This is a genomic window from Streptomyces sp. NPDC029044, assembly GCF_040637495.1.
Classification (GTDB): domain Bacteria; phylum Actinomycetota; class Actinomycetes; order Streptomycetales; family Streptomycetaceae; genus Streptomyces.
The window spans coordinates 45,787-57,699 of record NZ_JBEZWN010000037.1 but is presented as its reverse complement, the minus strand read 5'-3'; the positions used below and the strand labels follow the sequence as shown (position 1 = coordinate 57,699).

Here is an 11,913-nt window from a genome sequence, read left to right as displayed (position 1 = left end):
CCACGCGGGAGAGGCAGCGTCGCCTCTCCCACCGGATGGCGAATCAGGCGTCGGGCGACCGGCGGTCGGTGACGAGATCCATGCGCGCCAGTTCGAGCAGCCGGGCGAGGCTGTCGTCCTTCGACGTCGCCACGTCCAGGTCCGCCGCGTCGTCCAGGAGCGTCGTCAGCTCGGTCACCTGCGCCGAGTCGGACAGACCGAGGATGTGGCCGGGGTCGGCCTCTTCGATCGCGCCGTGCACGTCGATCAGCCGTACGACGACGTCGTCGCGCTGGAAGATCGTGCTGCGCAGGACCGGGCTGCGCGGGTCGTCCGCGGCCGCCTCGTCGCGATGGGCCAGGAGCTCGGCGAGCTGCATTCCGCGCTCCGGCCGCGCCGGGTAGTACAGGGCGTACCGCTCGCCCTGCGGCTCATGCCGCCCCGCCGTCACATGGTGGACGGCCGGCAGCGCGGCCCTGGTGAAGAAGACCCGGGCGGACTCGGGGTCGCCCAGGTCGCGGTCCTGTTCGAGGTGGGGGTTGATGGCTTCCTCGACGGCCCGCACCTCGGGCTGCCGGGCGACGTGGCGCAGCGCGGCCAGCAGGTCGCCGCGCACCTCGACGGCCCGCACCACCCGGTTGCCGTGCATGAACAGGGAGGTGCGGCACAGCCGGGTGGTGTCGTCGACCTTCGGCTCGGGCGAGTCGTAGTCGGCGAGGATCTTGGCGACGATCTCCTCGCTGCCCGGCTTCACGGTGAAGGTGAGGGCGTGCCGGATCACACCGTCACCGATCCGGGGTGCCGTCTGGAGGCGGCGCCCCGCCGAGTCGGCGCCCTTCGCCGGTCCGCCGGTCTCGCGGACGACGTGGAAGCGCAGCGACCGCGTGTCGCGCACGCAGCTGTGCAGCGGCTCCACCATCCGCACGTGCTCCTCGCTGTTGACCCAGGCGAGGAACGGCGGGGCGCTCTCCCACTCACTGGTGATGAGCCACTGGGAGGGGTTCTCGATCGACTGGCACAGCTGGTCGCTGACGTGCCCGGGGACGGACGCGACCTGGTTGCACAACTGTTCGTAGGCTTCGAGAAACTCCTGCTGGGCCCCGTCGTGGACGTCGACCAGGAGGACGACGCGGAGGCGGGAACCGTCGAACACGGACTGGGAGACATGGTGCGAGGCCTGTCGCGCCCGCGAACCTGCCCCCCGTTCGGACGTGGTGGTCATCCTGCGCACATCTCCTTCGCGGCGGGGAACGTGAACGCCGGCCGCGGGGATGCGGCGTCGGCGTTCCTCGATCCTGTGGCCGTCCCCGCACATCGCGCGACTCGGACGGCGTCCGCGAGTGACCGGGACGGGTGGCCGCCGGACGGGACGGGTCAGGACAACCGGGCCGTCCGCGTGGTCCGCGGTCTGCTGGTCGCGGTCCCCCGTCCGGGTGATGAGGGTGGGGCCGCCCGCACCCTCACCACCCGTCGGGGCACTCGCCGGTCCGGAGTCCGAAGCGGAATTCAGCCGACGGCCAGCCCGGTCCTCAGGACCTGGCGCAGCGCGTTCTCGGCATCCGCATCCGGACCCGGCGACCGCCATGCGACGAACCCGTCGGGCCGGACGAGCACGGCGCCCCCGGGCCCCGTGCCGTGCCGCTCCGCCCAGTCGGCGGCGTCCTCCGGCACCAGGTCGGCCCGAGGTCCGGTGCCCACGCGGTACGACCGGAGCGGCAGGGCCAGCTCGTCGGCGAGGCGGAGCGCGGCCTCGTGCCATCCGTTCGGCTCGGCGGCGTCACTGAGCAGCACCAGGGACTTTTCGTAGAGGTCGAGCGTCGACATCCGTGCATCCCCGTGACGCACCCACAGGTGCGGGGCCCTGCTGCCGGGGGCGCCGGTCAGGTCGAGCCCCTCCGGTACCACGGGGGCGGCGGGATCGGCGCCGACGACGGCGCCCTGCGGGTAGCGGTACCCGAGAGCGACGTTGAGGATGCCGCGCTGGGGGCCGCCGCCGCCCGCTCCGCCGGCCGGCGCGGCGAATCCGGGGTGGCTGTGCTCGGCCGACCGGGCCGCGGCACGCGCGCTGGTGGCCTCGGCCACAGGTCGGCGCTCGGCGTCGTAGGTGTCCAGCAGGCGCTCCCCGGCCCAGCCGTCGAGCACCGCGGCCAGCTTCCAGGCGAGGTTGTGCGCGTCCTGGATACCGGTGTTGGAACCGAAGGCCCCGGTGGGGGACATCTCGTGCGCCGAGTCACCGGCCAGGAACACGCGGCCGGACCGGTAGCTGCGGGCGACCCGCTGAGCGGCGTGCCACGGCGCCTTGCCGGTGATCTCCACGTCGAGGTCGGCGACCCCGACCGCCCGGCGGATGTGCTCGACGCACCACTCGTCCGTGAATTCCTCGAGGGTCTGGCCGTGTTCGGGGTGCCAGGGGGCGTGGAAGACCCAGTTCTCTCGGTTGTCCACCGGCAGCAGGGCGCCGTCGGCCTCCGGGTTCGTCAGGTAGCAGACGATGAAGTGGCGCTCACCCACGACTTCGGCGAGGCGGCGGGAGCGGAAGGTGAGGCTGACGTTGTGGAACAGGTCGCCGGGCCCGCTCTGACCGATACCGAGCTGCTCGCGCACGGGGCTGCGCGGGCCGTCCGCGGCGACGAGGTAGTCCGCGCGGATGGTGGTGTGCTCACCCGTCTCGCGGCTCTTGACCACGGCGGTCACACCGGTCGTGCCGGCCTCGAACGACAACAGCTCGGTGGAGAAGCGCAGGTCCCCGCCGTGCCCGCGGGCGTGGTCGAGCAGGACCGGTTCGAGGTCGTTCTGGCTGCACAGGCACCAGGCGCTGGGGCTGAAGCGGGCCAGGCCGCCCCCCGGGTCGATGTCCCTGAACAGCCACTCGCCCGCGTCACCGACCAGCGTGGGCGTCTGGAGGATGCCCTGATTGACGGCCAGGGTGGCGGCCGCGTCCTGGATCGCCTTCTCGACGCCCGCCACCCGGAACAGTTCCATCGTGCGGACGTTGTTGCCACGGCCCCGCGGATGGATGGAGGTGCCCGCGTGGCGCTCCACCAGCACGTGCGGCACGCCCAGCCGTCCCAGGAACAGCGAGGTCGACAGGCCGACCAGGGAGCCGCCGACGATGAGGACCGGGACGCTGATGGTGTGCGGACCCGACTGTCCGCCTCGTTCGTTCGTCACTGTCGCCTCCAGCGCATCGATACCGCCGACCCGGCCGGATGCGGCGGAGATCCTCATGCATGCCCCGGGAAGGTGACAGTGGCTCAGGCTTCACCCGCCTGCTGCGTGCTGCCCGTCCGCGCCCGCCGGCCGCGCCGGGCCGGCGTCATCCCGCCACCCGCAGCAGCAGCACCGCCCGCGCCGGCATCGTGATCTCCGTCCCCGCCCGGTGCTCCACGCCGGGTGCCTCCCCCTGCTCCTCCCGGCTCGTGTCGACGACGACCTCGTACCGCTCGGCCCACGGCGGCCCCGGCAGGGTGAAGTCCACCGGCCCCTCGCCCGCGTGCAGGACGGCCAGGAAGCTGTCGTCGAGGATCTGCTCCCCGCGCTCGTCGCGCCCCGGAATGTCCCGGCCGGACAGGTACATGCCCAAGGTGGCGGCGGGCGCGTACCAGTCCTGCTCCGTCATCTCCGTGCCCCGGGACGTGAACCAGGCCAGGTCGCGCAGCCCGTCCGCCGTCTGGGCCCGGCCCGAGAAGAATGCCCGGCGCCTGAGCACCGGGTGGCGGTGGCGCAGCGCGATCAGCCGGGAGGTCAGCGCGAACAGGGCCTGCCAGCCCGGATCCTCCAGCAGCCCCCAGTCCAGCCAGCTGATCTCGTTGTCCTGGCAGTAGGCGTTGTTGTTGCCGCGCTGGGTCCGGCCCAGTTCGTCGCCCGCGACCAGCATGGGCACGCCCGTCGACAGCAGCAGGGTGGTCAGCAGGTTCCGCAGCTGCCGGCGCCGGAGCGCCCGCACGTCCCCGTCGTCCGTCTCGCCCTCGGTGCCGCCGTTCCATGCCCGGTTGTCGTCCGTGCCGTCGCGGTTGCCCTCGCCGTTGGCCTCGTTGTGCTTGCGCTCGTAACTCACCAGGTCCCGCAGCGTGAACCCGTCGTGCGCGGTGATGAAGTTGACGGACGCGTACGGCCTGCGCCCGCCCCAGGCGTACAGGTCGCTGGAGCCCGACAGCCGGTAGCCCATCTCGCGCACGTCCGGCAGGGCGTGCCGCCAGAAGTCCCGGACGGCGTTGCGGTACCGGTCGTTCCACTCCGTCCACAGCGGCGGGAACGCTCCCACCTGGTAGCCGCCCGACCCCACGTCCCACGGCTCGGCGATCAGCTTCACCCGGCGCAGCACCGGGTCCTGGGCGATGACCGCGAGGAAGGGGGAGAGCATGTCGACGTCGTGCATGGAACGTGCCAGCGCCGCCGCCAGGTCGAAGCGGAAGCCGTCCACGCCCATCTCCGTGACCCAGTAGCGCAGCGAGTCCGTGATCAGGCGCAGCACCTGCGGCTGGACCACGTGCAGGGTGTTGCCGCAGCCGGTGTAGTCGGCGTAGCGGCGGGCGTCGTCCTGGAGGCGGTAGTAGCCGCGGTTGTCGATGCCCTTGAGGGACAGGGCCGGGCCCAGTTCGCCCGCCTCGGCGGTGTGGTTGTAGACCACGTCGAGGACGACCTCGATCCCGGCCGCGTGCAGCGCACGCACCATCCGCTTGAACTCGCCGACCTGCTGGCCCCTCGTCCCGGAGGCCGCGTAGGCCGCGTGCGGGGCGAAGTAGCCGATGGAGTTGTAGCCCCAGTAGTTCCTCAGGCCCCGGCGCAGCAGATGGTCCTCGTGCGCGAACTGGTGCACCGGCAGCAGCTCCACCGCCGTCACCCCCAGCTTCACGAGGTGCTCTATGGCCGCCGGGTGCGCGAGGCCGGCGTAGGTGCCGCGCAGCTCCTCGGGGATGCCCGGGTGGAGCTGCGTGAAGCCCTTGACGTGCAGCTCGTAGATCACGGAGTCCGCCCACGGGGTCTTCGGGCGGCGGTCGTCGGCCCAGTCGTCGTCATCGTGGACGACGACGCCCTTCGGGACGTGCGGCGCGGAGTCCCGGTCGTCGCGCACGGTGTCGGCGACATGCTGCTGCGGCCAGTCGCGGACGTGCCCGTAGACCTCCGGCGGCAGACCGAAGTCCCCGTCCACGGCACGGGCGTAGGGGTCGAGCAGCAGCTTCGCCGGGTTCCAGCGGGCGCCCGTCCACGGGTCCCAGCGGCCGTGCACCCGGTAGCCGTAGCGCTGCCCCGGCAGCACGCCGGGGACGAAGCCGTGCCAGATCTCGTGGGTCAGCTCGGCGAGCCGCACCCGCGACTCCTTGCCCGACTCGTCGAAGAGGCACAGCTCGACCCCCTCGGCCCCGCCCGCCCACAACGCGAAGTTGGTGCCCGCCACTCCGTCCGGGCCGACCCGGAACCGGGCCCCCAGTGGTGTCGGCGCGCCCGGCCACGCGGGCACGGTGGGCGGTGGCGCGGCCCGCCGCGCCCCGTTCACGGCGGCGGCCTGGCGCCCGTTCCCGGTGGCCTGACGACCGGCCACCGCCTCCTGCTCGGCTGCGCTGGACACCTGTCAGCCTCCCGCGGCTCGTGGGACGACGGGGGACAGAGGGGTGCGGCCCTGTCTGCGGCCCGGGCCGCGGCTCCCCTGCGCGTCGTCCTCCCCACTGTTCTGCCCAGAGCGTGGCTCGCACTCACGTTTCCCCGGGGGCGGGCATGGTCGTTTCCGGGGACACAGCCGGTCGTTGGGCACCTCGTGAGGCACGTACAAGGGCGCGCGCGGCGCGCGAGGGCCGCGCTGGCCGCCGTAGTGACATGGGCAGGGCTCCTCGCCGGGGCCACCGGCTGTACCTCGGACGACGCGGGCGGGATCGCCGGGGCGTTCGGCGCGCCCCCGGCGCCCGAGGACGTCATCAAGGTCTCGCCCGGCGACGGCAGCAGGGGAGTGCGCCCGGGCAAGCGGCTGCGGGTGCGCGTGCCCGACGGCCGGCTGGAGAAGGTGAGGGTCGTCAGGTCGCAGGACGCGCAGGAGTTCCCGGTGCCCGGGCACCTCTCCGCGGACGGCCTGACCTGGGAACCCGACGACCAGCGGCTCGCGCTGGCCGCCAAGTACACCGTCGACGCGGTGGCCGTGGGCGGCGACGGCCGCCGCTCGGCCCGGCGCACCACCTTCACCACCTACGTCCCCGAGGAGCGCTTCATCGGCTACGTCGCCCCGGAGAACCGCGCCACGGTCGGCACCGGCATGATCGTCTCCCTGGAGTTCAACCGGCAGATCGCGCACCGCGCCGCCGTCGAACGCGCGGTGCGCGTCACCGCCCGCCCGGCCGTCGAGATCCGTCCGCACTGGTTCGGCAGGACCCGCCTCGACTTCCGCCCCGAGGACTACTGGAAACCCGGCACCCGGGTCACCGTCGCCCTGCGGCTGCGCGACGTCGAGGGGGCGCCCGGCGTCTACGGCCTCCAGCACAAGACGTTCTCCTTCACCGTCGGCCGCAGCCAGGTCTCCGTGGTCGACGCCGCCGCGCACTCCATGGAGGTCCGGCGCGACGGCGAGCCCCTGGCCACCGTCCCGGTCACGGCCGGCGCCCCGAAGACGACCACCTACAACGGCAAGATGGTGGTGACCGAGATGCTCGACGTCACCCGGATGAACGGTGCCACGGTCGGCTTCAAGAAGCGCGACGGCAAGGGCGAGTACGACATTCCGGACGTTCCGCACGCGATGCGCCTGACCGACTCCGGCACCTTCCTGCACGGCAACTACTGGGCGCACCACACCGTCTTCGGCCGGACCAACGTCAGCCACGGATGCATCGGACTGCGGGATGTGAAGGGCGGCGGCTCCGACACCCCGGCCGGCTGGTTCTTCGACCGCAGCCTCATCGGGGACGTCGTCGAAGTCGTGAACAGCAATGACAAAAAGGTCTCTCCCGACAATGGGCTCGGAGGATGGAATATGGACTGGAACGCATGGAAGGCGGGCAGTGCGGTGAAGTAACCGGACAGGGGGGCGGGTTGACCCGGCGATCTGTTGGGACCGAACGGTGACAATCGCGGGCCTCCGATGCCGTCCGGCCTGTGGTTACTATTCGCCGACGCGCGGGGGACGCGCGGGTGCGCGTGCGGGCCTGACCAGGCCCGGGGAGGGGAGAACCACTTGAACGGGCGACCGATATCGGGGGCGTCGGTTGGGCGCAGGAACGGAGTGCTCGCGCTGATACTCGGCGCGCTGCTGTTCGCCGTCACGGCGTGCGGCGGCGGGGGCAGCGGCTCCGGTTCCGGCGGGAGCGACAGCAAGGGCAAGGACTCGGACGCCGCACAGAGCAAGCAGTCCGAGGCGGTCGTCGGCATCACCCCCAAGGACGGCGCCAAGTCCGTCGACACGAGCGGTGCGCTGAAGGTGACCGCCGAGAAGGGGAAGCTGACCGAGGTCGAGGTCAAGGACGCCAAGGGCAACAAGGTCGACGGCGCGATATCCGAGGACGGCGCCAGCTGGACGCCGTCCACCCACCTGGCCGGTGCCACGAAGTACACGGTCCACGCGGTCGCCAAGGACTCCGAGGGCCGCACGGCCGCGGAGGACGCCGGCTTCACCACGCTGACCCCGAAGAACACCTTCATCGGCACCTTCACCCCCGAGGACGGCTCCAAGGTCGGCGTCGGGATGCCGTTCTCCATCCGCTTCGACCGGGGCATCACCAACCCGGAGGACGTCGAGAAGGCCATCCGCATCAAGACGGAGCCGGCCGTCGACGTCGAGGGCCACTGGTTCGGCAACGACCGCCTCGACTTCCGCCCGGAGAAGTACTGGAAGCCCGGCACCAAGGTGACCGTCGACCTGAACCTCGACGGCGTCGAAGGCCGCTCCGGCGTCTACGGCGAGCAGGACAAGAAGGTCGAGTTCACCATCGGCCGCAACCAGGTCTCGGTCGTCGACGCCAAGAAGCTCACCATGAAGGTGATGCGCGACGGCAAGGTCATCAAGACCATCCCGGTCACCACCGGCAAGCCCGGCATGGAGACCTGGAACGGCCAGATGGTCATCAGCGAGATGCTCACGGTGACCCGGATGAACGGCGAGACCGTCGGCTACGGCGGCGAGTACGACATCAAGGACGTCCCGCACGCCGTCCGCCTGACCACCTCCGGCACCTTCCTGCACGGCAACTACTGGGCGAGCGGCGCCTTCGGCAACTACAACGCGAGCCACGGCTGCATCGGCCTGCGCGACGTGCGCGGCGGCTGGGACAAGAAGGTGGCCGCCGCGTGGTTCTTCAACCACTCGATGGTCGGCGACGTGGTCGTCGTCAAGAACTCCGAGGACCGGATCGTCGACCCGGACAACGGGCTCAACGGCTGGAACATGTCGTGGGAGAAGTGGAAGAAGTAGTTTTCCGCCGCTGACAAGAGGGCCCCGGTGTGACGGACCGCACCGGGGCCGCAGCCGTTAGTCGTGGTTAACCTGCTGCCTATGACCGTCTCTCTCGAAGTCGCTGAAGGCGTCGGCACGCTCCGTCTCGACCGCCCGCCCATGAACGCGCTGGACATCGCCACGCAGGACCGGCTGAAGGAACTCGCCGAGGAGGCCACGCGGCGCGAGGACGTCCGGGCCGTGGTGGTCTACGGCGGCGAGAAGGTGTTCGCGGCCGGCGCGGACATCAAGGAGATGCAGGAGATGGACCACACCGCGATGGTCCTGCGCGCCCGCGCCCTCCAGGACTCGTTCACGGCGGTGGCCCGGATCCCCAAGCCGGTCGTCGCGGCCGTGACGGGCTACGCGCTGGGCGGCGGCTGCGAGCTCGCCCTGTGCGCCGACTTCCGCATCGCCGGCGAGAACGCCAAGCTCGGCCAGCCGGAGATCCTGCTCGGCCTGATCCCCGGCGCCGGCGGCACCCAGCGCCTGGCCCGCCTGGTCGGCCCCTCCAAAGCCAAGGACCTCATCTTCACGGGCCGCATGGTGAAGGCCGAGGAGGCCCGCGAGATCGGCCTGGTGGACCGGGTCGTCCCCGCCGACGAGGTGTACACGCAGGCGCACGCCTGGGCCGCCAGGCTGGCGCAGGGCCCGGCGCTCGCGCTGCGCGCCGCGAAGGAGTCGATCGACACGGGCCTGGAGACGGACCTCGACACGGGCCTCGCGATCGAACGGAACTGGTTCGCGGGTCTGTTCGCCACCGAGGACCGCGAGCGCGGGATGCGCAGCTTCGTGGCGGAGGGCCCGGGCAAGGCGAAGTTCCTCTGAACACCCCGCCAGGGGCTTGCAATTGACACGGTGTCTGACCCGGAGTCCCTCGATGGGGCGGTTTACGGCAGCCTTGAGGCAGCCTTGAGCCCGCCTGGTCGGGGGAGTCCGCCGGTTCACTCCGGAACGGGGCGTTCCAGCAGGCCGGAGGGGTGTCCGGCGGCTTCGAAGTGTCTCCGGCATATGACAGAGGACCACCGTTTCGCCGCCCTTTCACCGGGGTGTATTCCCCGGGAACGGCCCCGTGCGGCGCTCCGGACGGCCATGATGGGGGCATGGCGGGGCTGGAGGGTATGGAACAGCCGCGGGGACACGCTCATGCGGCCGCGGCGCGCTGGTCGCCGACCGTCGAGGACGAACATGCGCTCAAGGCGCTGGAGTTGTACGGCAACCCGACGGAGGCAGAGGTTCCACTGCCGTCCCGTCCCGAGTCCGCCGCCACCGCCAGGCGGCTCACCCAGGTCGTGGTCCTGCGTCACTGGGGACTGACCCCCAAAACCACCGAGGACGCGGTCCTGCTCGTCTCCGAACTGGTCGGCAACGCCGTCCGCCACACGGGTGCCCGTGTCTTCGGACTGCGCCTGCACCGGCGCCGCGGCTGGATCCGCGTCGAGGTGCGCGACCCCTCCCGGGGACTGCCGTGCCTGATGCCCGTCCAGGAGATGGATATCAGCGGCCGGGGCCTGTTCCTCGTCGACAAGCTGGCCGACCGCTGGGGGGTCGATCTGCTGCCCCGGGGCAAGACCACCTGGTTCGAGATGCGGGTCGCCGACCGCTGAACCGGGCGATGCCTCACCCGGTCGCCGGACGGACGAATCACGCCATTCCCCACGAGGCGCCCATTAAATGGTGCAATGCACCGCCATCTCGTCAAGAGCGCCCTGGTCGCGGGCGCCGCCCTCGCCGTCCTCTCCGCCTGCGGCACCGGCGGCGGGGAACGGACGGCCGAAGCCCGCGGCACCAAGGCCGCCGTGCCCGCCCCGCCCGAGAAGAAGCCCGTGAAGGGCCTGCCCGGCATGCCGCCCGTCCTCGACCCCGAGGACGTGTACGCGGCCGACCGCCCGAACAAGCTGTCCCCGGTGGTCAAGGACTTCCCGTCCCGGGTCTACGTCCCCAACACCGAGTCCGACACCGTCTCCGTCATCGATCCGAAGACGTACGAGATCATCGAGACGATCCCCGTCGGCCGGCAGCCCCAGCACGTCGTGCCGTCCTGGGACCTGAAGACGCTCTGGGTCAACAACAACCGCGGCCACACCCTCACCCCGATCGACCCGAAGACCGGCAAGGCGGGCAAGCCGGTCGACGTCCACGACCCCTACAACCTCTACTTCACGCCCAACGGCCGGTACGCCGTCGTCATGGCCTCCCTCGACCGCGAGCTGGTCTTCCGCGACCCGCACACCATGGCGGTCAAAAAGACCGTCCCGGTCTCCTGTTATGGCGTCAACCACGCGGACTTCTCCCTCGACGGCCGCTACTTCATCGTGTCCTGCGAGTTCAGCGGCGAACTCCTCAAGGTCGACACCGAGAAGATGGAGGTCGTCGGGCAGCAGCGGCTGCCGTTCGAGGGCGCCATGCCGCAGGACGTGAAGATCTCGCCCGACGGCAAGACGTTCTACATCGCCGACATGATGGCCCACGGCATGTGGGTCCTGGACGGCGACAAGTTCACCGAGCCCACCCTGATGCCCACGGGCAAGGGCTGCCACGGCCTCTACGTCAGCCGCGACTCCCGCGAGATGTACGTGTCCAACCGCGGCGAGGGCACCGTCTCCGTCTTCGACTTCACACAGAACAAGCTGACCAAGAAGTGGGACCTGCCCGACGGCGGCAGCCCCGACATGGGCGGCGTCTCCGCCGACGGGAAGGTGCTGTGGCTGTCCGGCCGCTACGACGCCGAGGTGTACGCCATCGACACCCGCACCGGCACCCAGCTCGCCCGTATCCCGGTCGGCAGCGGACCGCACGGCCTCGCCGTCTACCCGCAGCCCGGCCGCTACTCGCTCGGCCACACGGGCGTCTTCCGCTGACGCCCGCCTCCGGGGACGAGCAGCGCCTCCGAGCCCACCGGCCGGTATCCGGCCGCCTGGAACGCCCGCAGACTGCGGGCGTTCCCCGCCGCCACCTGTGCCCACACCGGAGCGCCCCCGGCCAGTTGCCGCGCTGCCGTGACCAGTCGCCTCCCGACGCCGCGGTGCCGCGCTCCCTCGTCCACCTCGACGGCGACCTCCCACCGTCCTGCCACCCCGCGGCCCAGCACGAGCACCCCGCCGTCCGCCGCCCACACCCGCACACCGTCCCGCCGCCGGCGGGCCGACGCCACGCGCGGATGCCCCGGGTCGTCGATCTCCGTCAGCGCGACCGACGGCTCCCCGGGCAGCGCGGCTCCGCTCAGAAGCACGTCGACGGTGTCGTGGACCCGCCCCGTCCGGTCCATCAGGGCCGTCAGGAAGCGGGCGTTCATCGTGGCCGCGAGGGCGTCGCAGCCGGTCCGGGCGAGGGCGCCGCGCACCCAGTCAGGGTCCTCGTCGGTGAAGACGACCGAATGGGCCGTGAAGGCGAGGACCCCCGCGTCCCGGGGCGAGGGCTGGGGCACGATCGTCGTCCCGCCGTCCGCGGGCGGGAAGACGCCGTGCGCCGCCGCGCCGAGTATGTCCCCCAGGGTCTCCGCCACCGTCGCGCTCCTTGAG

At 71.6% G+C, this 11,913-nt stretch carries 9 protein-coding genes; 5 read left to right on the top strand and 4 right to left on the bottom strand.

Annotated features, from left to right (window positions below; genetic code table 11):
- Positions 1 to 43 precede the first annotated feature (43 nt).
- The 3 genes from AB0E85_RS26040 to glgX all read right to left on the bottom strand — a co-directional run bounded on the left by AB0E85_RS26040 (position 44) and on the right by glgX (position 5,548).
- A complete protein-coding gene (locus tag AB0E85_RS26040; protein ID WP_361931656.1) occupies positions 44 to 1,201 on the bottom strand; it encodes a SchA/CurD-like domain-containing protein in 1,158 nt (385 codons plus the stop codon).
- A 284-nt stretch (positions 1,202 to 1,485) separates the two neighbouring features.
- Positions 1,486 to 3,207, bottom strand: coding sequence for an FAD-dependent monooxygenase (locus tag AB0E85_RS26035; RefSeq protein ID WP_361931653.1), 1,722 nt, complete (start codon positions 3,205 to 3,207; stop codon positions 1,486 to 1,488).
- Positions 3,208 to 3,295: 88 nt separating this feature from the next.
- The gene (gene glgX / locus AB0E85_RS26030; protein WP_361931651.1) at positions 3,296 to 5,548 is read right to left on the bottom strand and encodes a glycogen debranching protein GlgX; all 2,253 of its coding nucleotides are present in this window, start codon (positions 5,546 to 5,548) and stop codon (positions 3,296 to 3,298) included.
- A gap of 186 nt (positions 5,549 to 5,734) precedes the next feature.
- On the opposite strand from glgX, the gene AB0E85_RS26025 reads away from it, so the two are divergent.
- From AB0E85_RS26025 to AB0E85_RS26005, 5 genes are all read left to right on the top strand, one after another.
- Positions 5,735 to 6,979, top strand: coding sequence for an Ig-like domain-containing protein (locus tag AB0E85_RS26025; protein WP_361931649.1), 1,245 nt, complete (start codon positions 5,735 to 5,737; stop codon positions 6,977 to 6,979).
- A 159-nt stretch (positions 6,980 to 7,138) separates the two neighbouring features.
- The gene (locus AB0E85_RS26020) at positions 7,139 to 8,371 is read left to right on the top strand and encodes an Ig-like domain-containing protein (RefSeq protein ID WP_361931647.1); all 1,233 of its coding nucleotides are present in this window, start codon (positions 7,139 to 7,141) and stop codon (positions 8,369 to 8,371) included.
- Positions 8,372 to 8,452: 81 nt separating this feature from the next.
- The gene (locus AB0E85_RS26015) at positions 8,453 to 9,220 is read left to right on the top strand and encodes an enoyl-CoA hydratase-related protein (RefSeq protein ID WP_107459490.1); all 768 of its coding nucleotides are present in this window, start codon (positions 8,453 to 8,455) and stop codon (positions 9,218 to 9,220) included.
- 170 nt (positions 9,221 to 9,390) lie between these two features.
- Positions 9,391 to 9,999: an ATP-binding protein gene (locus AB0E85_RS26010; protein WP_361931645.1), complete on the top strand. Its 609-nt coding sequence runs from the start codon at positions 9,391 to 9,393 to the stop codon at positions 9,997 to 9,999.
- A 75-nt stretch (positions 10,000 to 10,074) separates the two neighbouring features.
- Positions 10,075 to 11,253, top strand: coding sequence for a YncE family protein (locus tag AB0E85_RS26005; protein WP_361931643.1), 1,179 nt, complete (start codon positions 10,075 to 10,077; stop codon positions 11,251 to 11,253).
- On the opposite strand, the gene AB0E85_RS26000 is transcribed toward AB0E85_RS26005, so the two are convergent.
- Complete coding sequence (locus tag AB0E85_RS26000) at positions 11,220 to 11,897, bottom strand: GNAT family N-acetyltransferase (protein WP_361931640.1); 678 nt, start codon at positions 11,895 to 11,897, stop codon at positions 11,220 to 11,222. The two genes, AB0E85_RS26005 and AB0E85_RS26000, sit on opposite strands and share 34 nt — an antisense overlap.
- Positions 11,898 to 11,913 lie beyond the last annotated feature (16 nt).